A 17,774-nucleotide genomic window follows, 5' to 3' on the forward strand; every position below is an offset into this window, starting at 1 on the left:
GATAAAGGAAACACAAAAAGCGGAGCGTTTTGATGTTGACTTATCGTAAGTGAGTAGTATGAAGTTCTCAAGTTGATAGGAGCCTTTTCTAGACACCACATCACTGCTCAATGTAGACTTATCGTAAATAAAAAGTGTGAAGAATTGTAGGCGTTGGGAGCTGAAGCTGGATCAAATATAGAAAAGCGAGGCGCACGCTTAGCGACGTATAAGCTCGCATATCTCTATATAAAAAAGCGCTAAAATTAGCGCTTTTTATGTTTGTGGTAAACAAACTTTATTATTAAGCATTATTTTGAAGTCCTTCTCTGGAACTGGTTTGCTAAAGAGAAATCCTTGTACTTCTTGACAACCAGAATCTTTTAAAGTAATAAGTTGCTCCAAAGTTTCGACACCTTCACCGACAATAGCTAATCCAAGAGATTGCGCTAATTGAATCGTAGCATTCGTTAACTCAACTGAGTCAACATCTGATGGAATAGCTTTAATAAATGAACGGTCAATTTTCAACGTATCAATTTTAAATTTCTTTAAATAACTAATAGAAGAATAACCAGTCCCAAAATCATCAATAGCAATTTGAATACCCATTGCTTTCATTTTCTCAATTGTTGCAAGCACAGTATCCTTATGTTCCATAACGACACTTTCTGTAATTTCAATTTCTATTAAATTGGGATCCATTTTAGTACGAGTAAAAATATTAATAATTGTTTGCAATAAATCTTTCTGTAAAAACTGTAAGGCTGAGAAATTGACCGAAACTTTAATTTTGTTCATTCCACTTTGTATCCATTGGCGGTGGTGATTACAAACTTCTTCAAGCACCCAGTTGCTTATCGGAATAATTAAACCAGTTTCTTCTGCTAATGGAATAAATTCAGTTGGCGAAATAAAACCGAATTCAGGGTGCTTCCAACGGAGTAAGGCCTCTGCACCAATAATATCGTTGGAATTAACATCAATTCTTGGCTGATAATGTATAGAAAACTCTTCATTTTGTAGTGCTTTTCTTAAATCATTACGCAATGTAAATGTCTTCATAGCCATTTGTTCCATTGATGCCGTATAAATTTTATATTGATTTTTCCCATCTTCTTTTGCTTGATACATCGCAATATCAGCATTTTTTAACAACGTTTGCACTGACTCCCCGGCTTTTGGATATACTGCTACACCAATACTCACTGTTACAATAAAATCGTAATTATTCAGGTTAAATGGCTTTTTAAATAATTCTAATATCGTCTTTGCAAAATGTTCAGTACTTTCTTGTGTACTATTTTTAATAACTACAGTAAATTCATCTCCGCCATTTCTAGCAACAAAACCATATGGCGAAATTGCTTCTAGTAGTCGCTCAGATACTTGAATTAGTAATTCATCTCCGGAAAAGTGTCCTAATGAGTCGTTAATAAATTTAAATCCATCAATATCAAAAAATAATATTGAAAATTGCTTGCAATCCTCACATGCTTCGCTAATGTATTCTTTCAAATTTTCTAGTAGATACCTTCTATTAGGTAAACCTGTTAAGTCGTCATGATATGCCAAATGATGAATTTTTTGTTGAGCATACTTTTGCTCTGTTATATCTTTAAAGTTGTAAACAATGCCGTTCACACTAGGGTCTTTTAAGCGATTAACTGCTGTAACTTCACAATGATAATAGCGCTTGCTTGTTAACATGACTCGTATTTCAAATTTTATAGGAATGTTAACACTTTTAAGTACTCTTTGGAAATTTTGTTTAGCCACGTTAACATCGTCTTTGTGAACAAAGTCGAAATGACTTTTTCCGATATAATCATAAACTGATTTTTCTGTTAAGTTTTCCACCGTGGGGCCAATGTAAGTAATTACCCCATTTCCATCAAGCACTTTAACAATATCAGCTGAATATTGAATTAATGATTTAAATCTTTCTTCTTTAGCTAACAACTGTTGTTCACGTTCGGTAAGAGTACCTTCCATTACTTTTCTTTGAGTAACATCAAGTACCATCCCAGTTACAGCTGGCTTTCCATTATAAGTCGTCTTTGTGCCTAGCAACTCAATATGAAAAACTGTTCCATCCGCCTTTAGAGCTTTAGCTTCAGTAGAAGGCACTATTTCCCCATCTAATCTTCTCTGCATATTTTCTGCAATTCTATTCCGATCATCTTCATGGATCACTTCAATTGCAGTTTTTCCTATTACACTTTTATAACCAAAAATCTCCAAAAGCGTTTGGTTTGAAAACACAAACTTTCCATCCTGAATGATATAAACTCCAACTAATGACTGTTCAACAAGATTTCGATATTTTTCTTCTGATTCCTGTAAAGTTGAAAGGTCTTTTGCTATACCGTGAACACCAATAATTTTCCCGTTAACGATTACTGGGATATTCGTAATGTTCAATTTAATATGACTACCATTTTTGTGTACTGCATCAACGACATAATTTTGCGCTTCACCTTTTAACACTTCTTGAAAATAATGTAATGCTTTCTTTTTGGAGTTTTCAGCCATTAATGGCAGAAAAGATTGTCCAATTAAATCCTCTTTTCTGTACCCAACCATTGTTTCACTTGCTTTATTTCCATCTATGAAATTACCGTTTGTGTCAAGAGTATAGACAGAGAATGGGTTATATTCATATAAAGATCTAAACTTTTGCTCACTTTCCGCAAGTCGTTGCTCGGCATTTTTTTGATGAGTAATATCCTTAATTATTCCCATGTACTGCATAATATTTCCATTAGTATCAAGTTTCGGAATAACTTTATCTGAGATCCATCGAATTTCACCATTTGCATGGTATATTCGGTATTCATTATCAATAGCTTTTCCAAGTCTAAGTTGTTTTTGCCCTTGATCTACTTTTGGTAAATCTTCTGGATAGATTACTTTAGCCCATAATAGAGGGTCATTATAAAATTGTTCGGATGTATAGCCATAAACTTTTTCCGAACCGTGTGAGACATGCAAATATTTTTTTGTTCGATAATCAGCTGCCCAAATAGATACATCGAGCTCATTGATTACATCATTTACGATATGGTTATAAGTAGGCATTTCTTCCTCATCAACTTGTGATAACAACCCGTAAACGCCATACTTTTCTCCATTAAATTCCGCAATAGAAAAACTAAGTTGAAACTGAGTCTTTCCTTCCGAATCATCCAATTCAACTATGTTTCTCTCAAACCTACCTTTCAAGAAATTATTAAATTGCTTTTTCACTTTATCTTGTGAGTCCTGATCAAATAACAAATGAAAACTTTTACTTTTATATTTGCTCAAATCAAAGCCCACTTGCAAGGAAGCGTTTTCATTATAATTTTGAATGATCCCATTATCATTTAAAAGAAATAGAGAAATAACGTTATTCTCTAATAAAGATTCAAATATATCTTTTAAATTGTGAGTTGTTGGACTTTTTTCTTTCATGATGGAACTCTCCTGTCATTACATGCAAGAATATAATTAATATACAACGATTTAGATTGTTTTATTATAACAGATTTCATGCGAAGTTTGTCGTATTTTTGAAATATTCTGGCATATTATAACAAAAAGCATTCAATATGAATGCTTTTATGAGATTTTATTCAATTTTTCACTTAAAGCACTTGGTAAATATGCAATCGGAAAGTTTGCTTCTTTTAGATGAATTAAAGTTTTAATTACATGCTCTGATTCTTGTAAGGATATACCTGATATTCCTGACTCGTCTATATTTTCCAGTCCTTTTGTAATAAGTAAAGTACCGTGCAATTCATAGTTAGGATAGCAGAACTCTTTATTACAACCTGTATGATGGATTACAAAATATCCATTTGCTAAGTACTGAAAATTTAAAGATCCTTTTACTAGATTTTGCATTTCTGAAAAGTTATTTTCTATTTCCAACAAATAAGGTTCTTTATTTGCCTCTACTACAATTACTCTTTGCATATACATGTTGAAACCTTCTCCCCTATGTCGTTTTTCCTGAGCACCTTCAAGTTCATTATGATTAATAATATACCTCATGGGAATAGCTTCGCTAAAACTAGTGTTGATGTTACAAGTTTAGACATAATTCCCACTAATATTATATTTTCATATTTATAGTCGTATCAGTTTAAAAAAAGTTTCATTTTTTAAATAGAATGCTTCCCCTGGATTCTATTTTTTAGATTTCATGTATGCTTCCAAGAAAATGGAAAATAATATAAATACTAATGACACTTTAAAGGAACGGTAGATATGCATATTACAGTAGCACTAGTTTGTATTATTGCTGTATGGAAAAGAGGCGTCTGGAGAGATTGGCAAAAATATCATACAACAATGATGTACTTTGCCTTAGGTAATCTACTTTACAACTTCCTTACAGCGAATCACTTTTTATGGAGGTTTCATTCAGAACCACTAGCAAATCATACAATGGTGGAAATGTTATATACATTTATTGTATTCCCAGCGACCGCATTATTGTTTTTAGCAAAGTATCCTGAAGGAAAAGGTTATATTAAAATTGCCAAGCATATTCTTATCTGGGTAGCAATTTATGGTGGATTTGAATACATCTATGTGCTAACCAATCGCATTGAATATCAATATGGATGGACACTAGGTTGGTCCATTTTCTTTGACTTCACTATGTTTCCAATGCTTCGTCTTTTTCATAAACATCCATTAATTGCATATGTCATTTCATTTTTTATGGCAATTTTTTGGGTGCATTTATTCGATGTTCCAGTAGAAATTCCCGTTGAAGACCGATAATAACCGTTAAAATTAAATTGATTGTGCCTCTAAATGAAAAGTATGATAATATGGTGTGGACAAGTATCAAAGAGGTGCAAAGAAATGGCAGAATTATTTCGTTGGTTTATATTATTTTGGGTATTTTTCCTACTGTTCATGTTTGCTGTCGGTGGATATTTTATGTTTAGAAAATTCCTGAAAAGATTGCCGAAAGAAGACGGAAAATCTATAATCGATTGGCAAGAGTATTACATAGAAAAAAGTTTGCATTTATGGACTGATGAGCAAAAAGCGCTATTAAACGATTTAGTTGAACCAGTTCCTCCATTATTCCGCGATATCGCAAAGCAAAAAATTGGATCAAAAATTGGTGAACTAGCGTTAGAAGAAAATGCTACAGCAATAACAGAAGATCATGTAGTTAGAGGATATATAATCGCAACGCCTAAGCGCGATCATAAATTTTTACTAAAGACGTTAAACAAGAAAAATATTGATATTGCTCCTTATAAAGAGCTGTTTTAAAAAAAGAAAGAACTAGTTCCATTATGGGATTAGTTCTTCCTTTTTTAATTTATATTATTTATCATTTTTTTATAAGTGGCATACATAGAAAGCCGCCATGGCAAGAGCATTCCGAAAGCGACAATAAAAAACAGACTACTTGTTTCATATAATGTAATATATTGATTAATGTAAGTCTTCAACACTAACCTAATAATAATTAGTCCTAAAATAATAAACATAAATACTTTAGAACGTTCCATATAAATATCTCCGTCTTTTTCAATAAAAGATGACGATTTAATTAAAAACAAGGAAAATAAATTGCCAAGTATAAAGGCTGCAACTGCATAACTTAATTCAATATGAAAAATCGGAACGGTAAACATAAAAAATCCTGTTGCCATAAAAAATGGTGGTAATATAATTTTTTTTGCATTTGTCGGCTTTTTAGCGGATCGCATTCGAACAAACATTACGATCAACCCCATAAATAAAGCAATAATTGTTGTTGCTATATACAAAGAAATCATCCTTTAACAATACATTTCTAACCTTTACATTATAGCTTAGTTCGAAAAAATTTTCACTTTACAATATATTAAATAATACTAGTATTTTTTCAAAATAAAAGAAAAATATACCAAAATTAACAATAGTTTTCTAGTAAATGGTATACTATCAATTAATAATCAATATAGATAGGGGTCTTTTCATGAAATTTTTTGACGCAAAGTGGAAACAAGTCTTAATTGCTACGATAGCAATTATTATCGGCTTTACTGTTTATAACAATTATTTTAGTACGGATACACCCGAGAATACAGTGAAGATTTTTTTGGAGGCTTATGCTAGTGGCGATGATAAAAATTTGAAAATTGCACTCTCCGAAGAATTGTATGAGAGGTTTAACGACACACTGGAAAATATTTCATTGTCAGAACTAGAAATTTTTGAAATTGAAACTAAAAAAATAGTTGATAATGTTGCTTACGTTTACTTTGACATGAATAATATCATGTTAATGCATGAAGAAGGTCAAAAAGATAATATTATCCATGCAACTACTTTACGAATGCATGGGTTTTTACAATTAGAAAAACAAGATAATAGATGGAAAATAGTTGAATTCATGACGGGGTCTTTTAATCATTATTAAAAAAGAGTGGGCACGGTTATTAACCGAGCTCACTCTTTTCTTCATTTTGGTCATCAGCAATTGTTAAAATAATTGTCATCGTAACACCAATAACTGTAAAATAAACGCCTAAATCAAACAACATTGCTGTAGCAAGTTCAAAATCGCCTACAAATGGTAAATGAAAATGACCGAACGTATGACTTAAAAATGGTTGTTTAAATAAAAATGATCCTATCCCTGTAGCAATTGCTGTCAATAATCCAACAGCAATCAATGTTGTTGAACTCCATTTAAACACTCTAGCCATTGTACCTATTCCAAATGCAATGTAAAGTAAAACGATTGCAGCTGCAGTCATTAAACCACCAATAAAACCTCCACCAGGGGCATTGTGCCCAGCCAAAAATAGATAAATTGAGAATGCTAATATCACAAATGCAATAATTGTTGTAGTCGTTTTCAAAATTAAATCATTTGTACGAAATTGTTTCACCGTTTACACCTCTTCTTTCTTTGAAGTAATTAAAACCCTTGAAATCCATTAAAGAAATTAGTAATTAAAAATGATGTTATTTTTGAGAGCCAGTTAAAGTAAAGGAAAATCCCCATCACAATCATTGTATAACCGCCAATTTTCATAATCAACAAACTATGTTTTTTAATCCAATTTAACTTTCCAATAAAGAAGGCTAGGATAAAAAATGGGACAGCAAATCCTAAGCTATAGGCACCCATATATAAAAGACCCGCTTCAGGATTGGTTAAACTCAGTGACATTACTGCTACTAAAATCGGACCGGTACATGGTGTCCACCCTGCAGCAAATCCTAGGCCAATAAGTAAAGAACCAATGTACCCTGTTGGACGGCTTTTAAAAGTGAATTTCTTATCTTTCATTAAAAAGTTTGGTTTAATAAACCCTATAATGACGAAACCAAAAAACACCATTAATATTGCACCAATTTTTTGGAGGAAGCTCTGATATTTTACAAATAATTCACCTATAAGTGTAGTTGAAAAACCTAACACTAAAAAGATTATTGTAAATCCAAGGAGAAAAAATAGTGTATGTAGCATCGCTCTTTTTTGTAGAAACGCGTGCTCTTCCTTGAGCTCACTTACTGATACACCGGTTATGTATGATAAAAAAGCGGGATACAATGGTAAACAGCATGGTGAAATGAACGATAAAAAGCCTGCACCAAATGCAATTAAAATATTTAAGTCAGCTAAATCTGCCATATTACTCTCTCCTTTATAATACTCCACTTAAGTTTACCATATCGTTTTTTGAGAACATATATTATTGCTTTATTGTTTTTTATTGCAAAAATTCAGTAAATTACCTACTATTAAGATATATTACAATTTACTTATTGGAGGAATCACTATTGAATTTTTTACAAAAAAGTCATTTACCTTTTTACGCTCCAATTATTTTATTCTTCCCGCAATTATTCTTAAGTTTTCAAGCAATTTCTAAACAAGAGGCAGTAATCGTGGACTGGCTCCTACTTGTTGTTGCTATAATCGCTTTATTATTAAGTGGTTTATATGTATTAAAATCAACTCACAACACTCCAAAAATGTTAGGAAAAATTTATATTGCTGTAAGTGTAGGTTCCATTATCTATACACTAATAATGGTGATTAATTAGAAAAGGTTGAGGAGTAGTTCCTCAACCTCTTTTTTATGCAACGTCGTAACCTTGGTCTTCAATAGCAGTTTTCATTTGTGCTGCTGAAACTTTATCTGCTGCATATTCAACATCCACTTTTCCTTCTTTTAACGAAACAGTTACTGCAGCTACCCCATCTAAACTAGATAATGCAGTTTTTACAGCATTTTCACAATGTCCACAACTCATACCACTCACATTTAACGTAATTTTTTCCATTTAAATACACCCCTTCCAATATATTAAAACTTATAATTGTACACGTTTCAAACGTAATGCATTTGCTACGACAGAAACGGAACTAAATGCCATCGCAAGACCTGCTATCCATGGTTCAAGCAAGCCTGCTGCGGCAATTGGAATTCCTGCCGAATTATAAGCTAAAGCCCAAAATAAGTTTTGTTTAATATTTTTCATTGTTAAACGGCTTAGCTTGATTGCTTTTGGCAAGTGATCTAACTTTCCACCAACAAGTGTTATATCTGCCGCTTCAATGGCAACATCCGTACCTGTCCCAATAGCAATACCTATGTCAGCAGTAGCTAAGGCTGGCGCATCATTGACACCATCACCGACCATCGCTACTATTTTACCTTGTTTTTGTAATTCTTCTACCTTTTTTGCTTTTTCATCTGGGAGTACTTCAGCAAAAACATGATCGATACCAGCTTGTTTAGCAAGTTCATTTGCCGTACGTTTATTATCACCAGTTAACATATATACTTCAATATTTTCGTCTTTAAGTTTTTGTATCGTTTGCTTTGCTTCATCTTTAATCGTATCTGCTACTGCAATAATTGCTGCCATTTTCCCATCTATTGCAAAAAGCATTACTGTTTTACCTTCATTTTCTAACGCTTCAACTTTCTGCGTGTAAAAAGATATATCAACAGAGTGTTCAGCCATTAGCTTCCTAGTACCAGCCAAAATAGTCTGTTCGTCTGCTCTCGCTATTATTCCATGACCTGGTACTGCTTCAAAAGATTCAATTTCCTTTTCCTCTACATTTTGTTTACGTCCATAGTTAACAATTGCCTCTGCAAGTGGATGTTCAGATGAAGCTTCAGCAGCAATAATGTATGGAAGTGCTTTTTCGTTAATTAACTCTATATCAGTCACTTCAGGTTTTCCTTTTGTAATCGTACCTGTCTTATCCAGCACAACAGCGTTCACTTTATGTGTCGTTTCTAAATATTCGCCGCCTTTAAATAAGACTCCGTGCTCCGCACCTTTTCCTGTACCAACCATAATTGATGTTGGAGTTGCTAATCCTAATGCACAAGGGCAAGCAATAACTAAAACTGCAATAGCAATTTTAATTGCTCCCGGTAAATCACCAGGTGTAAGGAAGAAAAACCACGTAATAAAAGTAGCAATTGCAATCGCCACAACTACAGGAACGAAATACCCTGATATCGTATCTGCTAAACGTTGAATCGGTGCTTTCGAACCTTGGGCATCTTCAACAATTTTGATTATACTTGCGAGTACTGTATCTTTTCCTACTTTTGTTGCTTTAACTTCAATGGAGCCATTTTTATTAATTGTAGAACCAATTACGTGATCATTTAATTTTTTATCAACTGGAATAGACTCACCTGTAATCATCGATTCATCGATGGCAGTTCGACCTTTTACTATCATTCCATCAACAGGAATTTTCTCTCCTGGTTTAACTAATAGGCGGTCGCCTGCTTTCACTTCTTCAAGAGGAACTTTCACAAAGCTATTTTCGCGAAAAACTGTCGCTTCTTTCACTTGTAGCTCTGCAAGCTTAGAAATTGCTGCTGTCGTCCTACCTTTTGCTAGGGTTTCAAAATATTTACCCAATAAAATTAATGTAATTAACACCGCACTTGTTTCGAAGTATAAATGTGGCATGTAGCTTGGATCAAATATCGTGCGAATCGATTCACTCAAGCTATAAAAATAGGCTGCTGATGTCCCAAGCGCTACTAGAACGTCCATGTTTGCACTTTTTGATCTTAAGTTTTTATATGCTCCTCTATAAAAAGGTGCACCGATATAAAATTGGACCGGAGTAGCAAATAATAACTGGAACCAAGGATTCATTAAAAGTGCAGGCATCGGTAACCCAGTATCAAACGGCATATGAGCAATCATCGTATATAAAAGAGGTAATGACAAAAAGATGGATAAGAGTAATGTTCTTTTTTTCTCTTGCAATTCCACTTCTTTCTTCTGGGACTTTCCTTTATTATCTGTTTTTAATTCAGCTTGGTATCCAATGTTATTGATTTTCGTAATAATTTCTTCTTGTGTGCTTACACCTGAAAGATACTTTACTGTCGCCGTTTCTGTTGTCAGGTTTACGGTTGCTTCTACTCCTGAAATTTTATTAAGAACTTTTTCAATTCTTGCTGAACATGCAGCACATGTCATTCCAGTGATAGTTAATTCAAGCTTTTCTTCTTTGACACCATAGCCAATTTTCTCAATCTTATTTATTATTTCCTGCTCTGAAAATTTCTCATCTTCAAAACTAATTGTTGCTTTTTCTAATGGGAGGTTGACTGTTGCATCGATTCCATCTTGCTTATTCAACACTTTCTCAATTCTCGTTGAACATGCTGCACATGTCATTCCAGTAATATCTAAAGTAATTTGTTTTTTCATTGTGCTCCCCCTTTACTTTGAAAACTGTTGAATAACCTTCATCAGTTCGTCAATTGAGGCATCACCATTTCCTTCTTTAATTGCATTTGCAACACAATGATGTGTATGCTTTTCCATTAAGTGAAAGCCTACTTTTTTTAAAGCTGCATTGATCGCTGACATTTGTACTAAAATATCGACACAGTAACGGTCTTCCTCAACCATTTTTTGAATACCTCTTACTTGACCTTCGACACGCTTAAGTCGATTTAAGACAAGCTGCTTATCTTCATCTGATTGGAGACTATGTTTTCGGTTCATCGTACCAACCCTTTCTAACGCTCTTTATATATACTATACCCCCGTATAGTATTTTATGTCAATTCATCTGCTTCTTTCTAAAGTAGTAAATCATAAAAATTACTAACACAATTCCTAAAATTACTTTCCCCTCAGCAGAAAAACTTATCACTTCATTCATCGAGTATGCCTCGAGCAAAGTTGCTGGAAACTTCCCAAGTGAACTTGCTAGAAAATAGGTTACTAACGATACTTCACCTAACGCAGCAAACATTGTAACTAATCCAGAAGGCATAAACGGTAAAAGGCGAAGCCATAAAATGAGGATAAAAGCATCTTTCCCCTTCGCTGATAAAAGTAATTTGACCTTTGGATGTTTCAACTGACTTTTAACAGAAAAAATGTTAAAACCTTTCCTGTATGCAAGAAAAGCAATAACAGCACCAACTGCTTCACCTATAAACGAGATCCACATCCCTTCCCAAAAGCCGAAAAATGTCACATTCACTGCGGTAATGAATACTGATGGTACTATAGCCAAAAGTGCAATGATAATGTTTACAGTAATACTTATAATAATGGCGAATTCTTTATATGTAACTAATAGTTCGAATAATTGCTCTTTCAAAAAAATAACCTCACTTTTATTAACTTGTCCTACAAAAACAAATTATTCATTACGAATAACTAATTATGGAAAGGATGGTAAACGATGAAAAAAAGTCTTGAAGATAAAATTGAAGAAAAGAGACGTGAGCTTGTCGATTCCATTATTTCTTATGGTGTTTCTTCTCCAGAAGTGTTAAAAATTAGTGAAGAATTAGACGAAATAATAAATACTTATCAATCTGCTTCATCCGAAAATTAATTCTGTAATATATTAACAACGCTTAGTACGTACTAAGCGTTGTTTTACGTTTATTAATCTAAATCAACTCTTTCATCTGAAAGATACCATTCGTCTCAAAATCAGAAATAATATTATCTGGTAGTAACTGTTTTAGCTCTTCCTTTGTCGCCCAACAATAATCTGAGTGTTCATTTGATAAAGAAACCCGATTACTCTTACACTCACATAAATATGTCATAATGACAACTTGTCTATTTTCACTTGTATGAAATGTCGTTGCATATAATAGTCTGCCAACAGTAATCTTTACTCCAATTTCTTCCTCAGCTTCTCTTATTAATGCCTCTTCTAAACCTTCACCGAACTCTAATTTTCCACCAACACACTCCCACGTTCCACCTCCAACATGCGCATTCGTGCTTCTTTTTACAATTAAGACTTTTCCTTTATGTATAATAACCCCTTTTAAAGCTAGAACTATCTTATTTTCCATGATCACCTATCCCACTCCAAAACTTGTACTTGTTTTATATTTTACTAATACTTTAATGTTTGTATCAAAGAAAAGCGTTAAACCTTATTCAGATTCAACGCTTTACATCTTATTATTGGTTTGCACTTACTTTATCTGTAACTTGCCCTTGTTGCAATAAATACATTTTGTAATATAAACCTTTGTGAGCAAGAAGTTCTTGGTGGTTTCCACGTTCCACAATTTCCCCTTGATGCAAAACTAAAATTTGATCTGCATCTTGAATGGTAGATAAACGATGCGCGATCGCAATTGTAGTACGACCTTTTCGCATTTTATTAAGTGCTACTTGGATTAATTCTTCTGTTTCTGTATCGATACTAGCGGTTGCTTCATCTAAAACTAAAATTTTAGGATTTATAGCCATCGTTCTTGCAAATGAAACTAGCTGACGCTGCCCACTTGAAAACGTCGAACCACGTTCTCCAACTTTTTCTTCATAACCATTAGGAAGCTTTTCAATAAACTTATCAGCTTGAACAAACTTAGCTGCACGAATCACATCTTCATCTGTAATGTCTTCATTATACAACCTAATATTTTGTTTAATATCCCCAACGAAAAGAAAAGGATCTTGAAGGACAAGTCCCATTTTTGTACGAAGCTCTTCATCTTCATAAGTCATTAATGGTTGACCGTCGATTTTTATTTCGCCCCGATTAATCGCGTAGAAGCGCATTAAAAGGTTTATGATGGAACTTTTACCTGATCCAGTATGACCAACGAGGGCAACTGTCTCCCCTGGATTTGCCGTAAAGGTAATATTTTTTAAGACATCGTTTCTTCCATCATATGAAAAGGAAACATCCTTAAATTCAATTTTCCCGTCTGTAATGGATGCTTTATTCTTTTCATCCTGAAACTCTTTTTGAATAGTTGGTGCATTTTCTGTTTCATCTAATAAGTGAAAAACACGCCCACCGGCAACAATTGCTTGTTGGAAAATAGATAATTGTTGCATCATACGATTAACAGGTTCAAAGAAACGCTCTAAATAGTTAATAAAAGCGTATAACACTCCGATTTCAACAGCTGATGTTAAAGAAGTCATTCCAAAATAGTAAAGCACTAAAATTAACGAGAAAATCCAAACGAGATCAACTGCTGGACGGAGTAATAATCCATCAAGTTTCATATTTTTAATAGCCGCTCCGAAGTGGTCGTCATTTATCTTGGCAAATTCTTTTCGAAGACGCTTTTCTTGTCTAAATACTTGAATAATTGTCATCCCTTGCAAAGACTCACTTATTTTAGCATTTAGTTGGCTAAGCTTTTCACGCATTTGGCTATAGTACTTTGAACTAAAGTAGCGATACATCACCATAATGGTAAAAATAATTGGGATTAGTAATAAGCAGAATAATGCTAAATTTACATTTAAGTAGAACATTCCGATGAAAATACCGATTAAGAAAACACCACTTTGCACAAACGTCGACATAACGCTAACGAACATTTCTTTAATCGCTTCCGTATCGTTTGTAATGCGCGACACTAGGCTTCCACCTGGAGTTTTGTCAAAAAACTTCAAGCCAAGTCTTTGAACTTTTGAAAATACGTCTATTCTTAATTGTTGGACGATTTTCAGTGCAATTTTTTGGAACATTACTTTTTGATAATAGTTAAACACGACAGAAAGTAAGTGTAACCCTAAATAACCGATAGCTAAATAGAGCAAGGGCTCATAAGGAAAGTTCCTCGGTGTTAAATAATCATCTAAAAAGATCTTAATTAGTATCGGTCCAATAATTTGCCCAGCAGTACTTAAGAACAATAGTACAAAAGCTATCGATAATGCTTTTTTATGAGAGAGTGAGTAGCGAAGAAGTCTCACTAAAATACCACGTTGTTCAATAGAGAGTTTTTGCAATTTACTTTTCATCTGTCGCCCCTCCTTGCTCTACTTCTGACTCTAGCTGCTGACGGTTATACATCTTTTTGTACCAACCTTCTTCATTCATAAGGTCCATATGTGAACCTCGTTGAACAATCTTTCCTTCATCAAGAACAAGGATTAAGTCAGCATGTTCGATTGCACTTAATCGATGCGCTGTTATGAAAGTAGTTTTTCCTTGACGATTATTGCGAAGTGCAGTTAATATTTGTTCTTCCGTTTTCGCATCGACTGCTGATAATGAATCATCTAACATTAAAATTTCTGGTTCCATCATCAATGCTCGTGCGATGGATATACGCTGCTTTTGTCCTCCTGATAATGTAACACCGCGTTCTCCAACTGTTGTTTCATATCCGTTCTCAAAACGGAGGATATCTTCATGGATATTCGCAAGCTTCGCAGCATTAATTACTTGTTTCCTATTTGCTTCAGGCTTTGCAAAAGCAATGTTTTCCGCTATTGTTGCAGAAAATAAAAAGTGATCTTGTGGCACATACCCTAATGCACTTCTAAGTCCATTCATTGTGTAATCTGTAATTTTTTCATCACCGATAGAGATTGTTCCATTAGTAATATCAAATTCACGAGTTAATAATTTTAGAAGTGTCGTTTTTCCACTACCTGTTTTACCGACAATACCAACTGTTTGTCCACGCTTAAGAGAGAATTTGATATTCGTTAACGCACTTTCTTCTGTGTTTGGATATAAGAAGGATGAAATGTTATATTCGATGTCACCAGTTGGCTTTTCATCAATTGCATCTTCTTTATCTACTATATCTTTTTTCACTTTTAATAGTGATGATACTCGGTCATAAGAAGCTCTACCACGCTCAACAATATTAAATAACCAACCGAATGCAAGCATTGGCCAGATTAAAAGTCCTAAATAAATAGTAAAGGAAGTTAGTTCTCCTAACGTCATTTCTCCGTTTACGACAAAGCGCGCTCCAAAAGTAATAGCTAAAAAGAACGACAGTCCGACAATTAATGAAATCGTTGGATCAAATAAAGAATCTACTTTAGCAACAGATACATTTTTCGCCACAACGTCATCTGATTCCTTACGAAAAGCTTCGATATCTTCATCTTCTTGACCGAACGTTTTAATGACACGTACACCTGAAATACTTTCTTGTACTTTATCATTTAAACTTGAAAAAGCCTCCTGAGCTTTATGGAAACGCTTATGTAACATCGAACCATAAAGTTTCGTTGCAAGTGCCATGAACGGCATCGGAATTAATGCAATTAATGTTAGCTTCCAACTTATCGTTGTCGCCATTGCGATTAAGACAAAGCTTCCAAGTGTAATTGAGTCAACTAATGTTAACACTCCTGCTCCGGCAGTCATTTGGATAGCTACTAAGTCATTTGTCGAATGTGCCATTAAGTCCCCAATACGGCGCTTTTGATAGAAATTAGGCGACATGTTTGTAAAATGTTCATATAGCCTGTTTCGTAATAATCTAGATAAGCGGTGAGCTGATCCAAAAATCATAATACGCCATACAAAACGTAATCCATATAATGCGAAACCTGTGAATAGTAAAATGCCAATAAGTTTCATTAATGTCACTTCTGTCAGTGCATTTTCACCGATAATGAAAAGAAAAGTTTTAATTAAGATTCCTTTTTCTTCAACGGTATTGCCTTGAATTAAATCAACAACCACCCCGACAACTTTAGGTGGGATTAGCTCTAAAAATGATACAATTGCTAAAATAAAAATACCCGATAAATACCGCCATTTGGCTTGCTTAAAATACCACATTAAATCGAGAAACACTCGCATATGTAGCTACCTCCCTTGATGCATTTTTATTTCGACTTACGAATTTTTAATCCTAGATTAATAGTAGCAGAGAACTGAAAGCGGAAACAATAAAAATATGTAAATTATTAATAAATTTTTCCTGCAGAAAAAAACACGGTATAACCCGTGTTTTATGTTGCTCTAATTAAGGTTTCATCAATCTTCTTTTTTTCTTCGTTCCATTTCACGTGAATCTCAAACGTACCTTCTTTAAAAAAGTATGGCAGTCTTTGTTTAAACCAATCTTGCATTGGTAAACTAGTAGCATTTTCTTTTGCTACCCATTCCAATTCGCCCTCTGGAGGATTGTCTAGAAGCTTGCCACTAAAAGAGTTTGTCCAATAATTAAATACCATATAACGAACATTTCCTTGCTCATTAACGTATTCATCTATCCCTTTATAAACAAGATTACTAACAAGTAAACCTGTTTCTTCCTTCACTTCTCGAATGGCACAATCTAGTATACTTTCAGGGAAATCCACTTTCCCTCCAGGTGCAAGATAACCTGGATAACCTTTTTCAGAAGGTCGCTTCATTAATAGTATGTGTCCATCATTCTCTATCACTGTCATCGTAAAAAGTTTATGTTCTACCATTGTTGTATCCCCCATTACCTTTACGAAGTTTTTTTAAGTTGAGTAGTTAAAAATTGTGTTAGTTTTTCTAGACCTTCGTTTAACGAAGACATTTCTATCACATGCTGCTTATTTTTCATTTGCTGTATTTGATACTCATATCTTTGATCATAATAATCTGCCATTAGTATTTTATATATAAGTTTATAGTCTCCGTTTTGTTTAGCAGACAAAATTTTCTCTCTTATTGGTTGATTGAGTCTTTTTTCTAAGTGGCCTAACGCTTCATCAATATTTGTTTTATATTTACTAGGATCATATATGGTATAAATATTTTCGACTCGTTTTTCAAGTGGATAAGATATTAGAATTTGTTCTCCTACTACTTTTCCTTGTAAGATAAAATTAGGAATAACCACTTTACCAATTCGCTTACTCTCACCTTCAATTAGTATATATTGAGCATCTTTTAACTTCTCTAATTCTTGTACAAGCAGCATTTCAAACGTTTTTTGGGAATTGGGTTTCATACCTATTTGGCCAAATATGGAACCGCGGTGACCAGCTAATCCTTCTAAATCTAGTACAGGATATCCTAGCTTTTTTAGAGATTGTAGTAGGTCGGTTTTTCTTGAACCAGTATACCCGTTAAGTACAATAAACGATCTCGAACGGTTTTCTTGTTTCTTTAATTTAGCAATGATTTCTTGACGGAACGCCCGGATTCCACCTCTAAGTTGTGTGCATGGTAGACCCATCATTGCCATAGTCACCACGAAACTTCTACTTCTCATTCCACCACGTGCGCAATAGAATAGAACTTCATTCTTCGCCGTCTCTATAAGTAAGTCTCTTAATTGCTTATAAAATCCAGGTAATTTAGGAGCAAATAGTTGTAAACCTAACTCTTTCGCATCTTCTTCTCCTACTCGTTTATAAATAGTACCTATCTTTGCTCGTTCTTCATCTGAGAAAATCGGGATGTTAATTGCTTCTGGAATGTGAAATTCTTCATATTCTTTAGGTGAACGAACATCAATGATTAATTGCGATCTCGCGTCTATTTGTTCAATATCTTTTAACGTCACTTCCACCTATCATCACTCTCCTGTTTGACATAT

Annotated in this window: 19 protein-coding genes; 5 read left to right on the top strand and 14 right to left on the bottom strand. The window is 33.9% G+C overall.

The features are described 5' to 3' along the window. Window positions 1-255: 255 nt before the first annotated feature. Together CIB95_RS03910 and CIB95_RS03915 are read right to left on the bottom strand one after the other, a co-directional pair. Window positions 256-3,435 (bottom strand): PAS domain S-box protein, encoded by a 3,180-nt coding sequence (locus CIB95_RS03910; RefSeq protein WP_094922183.1) that lies wholly within the window; start codon window positions 3,433-3,435, stop codon window positions 256-258. A 147-nt stretch (window positions 3,436-3,582) separates the two neighbouring features. Continuing rightward, window positions 3,583-3,948: a hypothetical protein gene (locus CIB95_RS03915; protein WP_094922185.1), complete on the bottom strand. Its 366-nt coding sequence runs from the start codon at window positions 3,946-3,948 to the stop codon at window positions 3,583-3,585. A gap of 288 nt (window positions 3,949-4,236) precedes the next feature. Between CIB95_RS03915 and CIB95_RS03920 the strand changes: the two genes are divergently transcribed. Together CIB95_RS03920 and CIB95_RS03925 are read left to right on the top strand one after the other, a co-directional pair. Continuing rightward, window positions 4,237-4,758, top strand: coding sequence for a CBO0543 family protein (locus CIB95_RS03920; protein ID WP_094922188.1), 522 nt, complete (start codon window positions 4,237-4,239; stop codon window positions 4,756-4,758). An 84-nt stretch (window positions 4,759-4,842) separates the two neighbouring features. Further along, the gene (locus tag CIB95_RS03925; protein WP_094922191.1) at window positions 4,843-5,265 is read left to right on the top strand and encodes a DUF2621 domain-containing protein; all 423 of its coding nucleotides are present in this window, start codon (window positions 4,843-4,845) and stop codon (window positions 5,263-5,265) included. Window positions 5,266-5,309: 44 nt separating this feature from the next. On the opposite strand, the gene CIB95_RS03930 is transcribed toward CIB95_RS03925, so the two are convergent. Further along, window positions 5,310-5,777 carry a CcdC family protein gene (locus CIB95_RS03930; protein ID WP_332892812.1) on the bottom strand — a complete coding sequence of 156 codons (468 nt, stop codon included), beginning with the start codon at window positions 5,775-5,777 and terminating at the stop codon, window positions 5,310-5,312. A gap of 182 nt (window positions 5,778-5,959) precedes the next feature. Between CIB95_RS03930 and CIB95_RS03935 the strand changes: the two genes are divergently transcribed. Further along, a complete protein-coding gene (locus tag CIB95_RS03935) occupies window positions 5,960-6,403 on the top strand; it encodes a hypothetical protein (protein ID WP_094922197.1) in 444 nt (147 codons plus the stop codon). Between the two features lie 19 nt (window positions 6,404-6,422). Here the strand turns inward: CIB95_RS03935 and CIB95_RS03940 are convergent, their stop codons facing one another. Together CIB95_RS03940 and CIB95_RS03945 are read right to left on the bottom strand one after the other, a co-directional pair. Then, window positions 6,423-6,878: a Na(+)/H(+) antiporter subunit B gene (locus CIB95_RS03940; RefSeq protein ID WP_094922199.1), complete on the bottom strand. Its 456-nt coding sequence runs from the start codon at window positions 6,876-6,878 to the stop codon at window positions 6,423-6,425. Between the two features lie 29 nt (window positions 6,879-6,907). After that, window positions 6,908-7,627 (bottom strand): cytochrome c biogenesis CcdA family protein, encoded by a 720-nt coding sequence (locus CIB95_RS03945; protein ID WP_094922202.1) that lies wholly within the window; start codon window positions 7,625-7,627, stop codon window positions 6,908-6,910. A 149-nt stretch (window positions 7,628-7,776) separates the two neighbouring features. On the opposite strand from CIB95_RS03945, the gene CIB95_RS03950 reads away from it, so the two are divergent. Beyond that, a complete protein-coding gene (locus CIB95_RS03950) occupies window positions 7,777-8,043 on the top strand; it encodes a hypothetical protein (protein WP_094922205.1) in 267 nt (88 codons plus the stop codon). 33 nt (window positions 8,044-8,076) lie between these two features. Here CIB95_RS03950 and copZ read toward each other — a convergent pair whose 3' ends face one another. From copZ to CIB95_RS03970, 4 genes are read right to left on the bottom strand one after another with little or no spacing between them, the layout of a single operon-like run. Next, a complete protein-coding gene (gene copZ / locus CIB95_RS03955) occupies window positions 8,077-8,283 on the bottom strand; it encodes a copper chaperone CopZ (RefSeq protein ID WP_094922208.1) in 207 nt (68 codons plus the stop codon). A 30-nt stretch (window positions 8,284-8,313) separates the two neighbouring features. Beyond that, window positions 8,314-10,701, bottom strand: a complete 2,388-nt coding sequence (locus CIB95_RS03960) for a heavy metal translocating P-type ATPase (RefSeq protein WP_094922210.1) — start codon at window positions 10,699-10,701, stop codon at window positions 8,314-8,316. A 12-nt stretch (window positions 10,702-10,713) separates the two neighbouring features. Beyond that, on the bottom strand, window positions 10,714-11,001 hold the full coding sequence (locus CIB95_RS03965; protein ID WP_094922213.1) for a metal-sensing transcriptional repressor: 288 nt from the start codon (window positions 10,999-11,001) through the stop codon (window positions 10,714-10,716). A 58-nt stretch (window positions 11,002-11,059) separates the two neighbouring features. Then, window positions 11,060-11,608 carry a TVP38/TMEM64 family protein gene (locus tag CIB95_RS03970; protein ID WP_094922216.1) on the bottom strand — a complete coding sequence of 183 codons (549 nt, stop codon included), beginning with the start codon at window positions 11,606-11,608 and terminating at the stop codon, window positions 11,060-11,062. A gap of 84 nt (window positions 11,609-11,692) precedes the next feature. Here CIB95_RS03970 and CIB95_RS03975 point away from each other — a divergent pair, with 84 nt between their 5' ends. Beyond that, window positions 11,693-11,848 carry an aspartyl-phosphate phosphatase Spo0E family protein gene (locus CIB95_RS03975; RefSeq protein ID WP_094922219.1) on the top strand — a complete coding sequence of 52 codons (156 nt, stop codon included), beginning with the start codon at window positions 11,693-11,695 and terminating at the stop codon, window positions 11,846-11,848. Between the two features lie 58 nt (window positions 11,849-11,906). Here the strand turns inward: CIB95_RS03975 and CIB95_RS03980 are convergent, their stop codons facing one another. The 5 genes from CIB95_RS03980 to mnmH all read right to left on the bottom strand — a co-directional run bounded on the left by CIB95_RS03980 (window position 11,907) and on the right by mnmH (window position 17,747). Then, the gene (locus CIB95_RS03980) at window positions 11,907-12,323 is read right to left on the bottom strand and encodes an NUDIX hydrolase (protein WP_198949164.1); all 417 of its coding nucleotides are present in this window, start codon (window positions 12,321-12,323) and stop codon (window positions 11,907-11,909) included. A 112-nt stretch (window positions 12,324-12,435) separates the two neighbouring features. Beyond that, entirely contained in the window at window positions 12,436-14,244 is a 1,809-nt protein-coding gene (locus tag CIB95_RS03985) for an ABC transporter ATP-binding protein (RefSeq protein WP_094922224.1), read from the bottom strand. After that, window positions 14,234-16,054 carry an ABC transporter transmembrane domain-containing protein gene (locus tag CIB95_RS03990; protein ID WP_094922226.1) on the bottom strand — a complete coding sequence of 607 codons (1,821 nt, stop codon included), beginning with the start codon at window positions 16,052-16,054 and terminating at the stop codon, window positions 14,234-14,236. The genes CIB95_RS03985 and CIB95_RS03990 overlap by 11 nt, the downstream gene beginning before the upstream one ends. 152 nt (window positions 16,055-16,206) lie before the next feature. Continuing rightward, complete coding sequence (locus tag CIB95_RS03995) at window positions 16,207-16,674, bottom strand: 8-oxo-dGTP diphosphatase (protein ID WP_233143900.1); 468 nt, start codon at window positions 16,672-16,674, stop codon at window positions 16,207-16,209. 20 nt (window positions 16,675-16,694) lie between these two features. Next, window positions 16,695-17,747, bottom strand: a complete 1,053-nt coding sequence (gene mnmH, locus CIB95_RS04000) for a tRNA 2-selenouridine(34) synthase MnmH (RefSeq protein ID WP_094922232.1) — start codon at window positions 17,745-17,747, stop codon at window positions 16,695-16,697. Between the last annotated feature and the right edge of the window lie 27 nt (window positions 17,748-17,774).

The sequence above is a fragment of the Lottiidibacillus patelloidae genome, assembly GCF_002262935.1.
GTDB classification, from domain to species: domain Bacteria; phylum Bacillota; class Bacilli; order Bacillales; family SA5d-4; genus Lottiidibacillus; species Lottiidibacillus patelloidae.

Coding starts and splice junctions, on each gene's coding strand:
- CIB95_RS03910 (WP_094922183.1), bottom strand. CDS start 3,435: ATGAAAGAAAAAAGTCCAACAACTCACAATTTAAAAGATATATTTGAA.
- CIB95_RS03915 (WP_094922185.1), bottom strand. CDS start 3,948: ATGTATATGCAAAGAGTAATTGTAGTAGAGGCAAATAAAGAACCTTAT.
- CIB95_RS03920 (WP_094922188.1), top strand. CDS start 4,237: ATGCATATTACAGTAGCACTAGTTTGTATTATTGCTGTATGGAAAAGA.
- CIB95_RS03925 (WP_094922191.1), top strand. CDS start 4,843: ATGGCAGAATTATTTCGTTGGTTTATATTATTTTGGGTATTTTTCCTA.
- CIB95_RS03930 (WP_332892812.1), bottom strand. CDS start 5,777: ATGATTTCTTTGTATATAGCAACAACAATTATTGCTTTATTTATGGGG.
- CIB95_RS03935 (WP_094922197.1), top strand. CDS start 5,960: ATGAAATTTTTTGACGCAAAGTGGAAACAAGTCTTAATTGCTACGATA.
- CIB95_RS03945 (WP_094922202.1), bottom strand. CDS start 7,627: ATGGCAGATTTAGCTGACTTAAATATTTTAATTGCATTTGGTGCAGGC.
- copZ (WP_094922208.1), bottom strand. CDS start 8,283: ATGGAAAAAATTACGTTAAATGTGAGTGGTATGAGTTGTGGACATTGT.
- CIB95_RS03960 (WP_094922210.1), bottom strand. CDS start 10,701: ATGAAAAAACAAATTACTTTAGATATTACTGGAATGACATGTGCAGCA.
- CIB95_RS03965 (WP_094922213.1), bottom strand. CDS start 11,001: ATGAACCGAAAACATAGTCTCCAATCAGATGAAGATAAGCAGCTTGTC.
- CIB95_RS03975 (WP_094922219.1), top strand. CDS start 11,693: ATGAAAAAAAGTCTTGAAGATAAAATTGAAGAAAAGAGACGTGAGCTT.
- CIB95_RS03980 (WP_198949164.1), bottom strand. CDS start 12,323: ATGGAAAATAAGATAGTTCTAGCTTTAAAAGGGGTTATTATACATAAA.
- CIB95_RS03985 (WP_094922224.1), bottom strand. CDS start 14,244: ATGAAAAGTAAATTGCAAAAACTCTCTATTGAACAACGTGGTATTTTA.
- CIB95_RS03990 (WP_094922226.1), bottom strand. CDS start 16,054: ATGCGAGTGTTTCTCGATTTAATGTGGTATTTTAAGCAAGCCAAATGG.
- CIB95_RS03995 (WP_233143900.1), bottom strand. CDS start 16,674: ATGGTAGAACATAAACTTTTTACGATGACAGTGATAGAGAATGATGGA.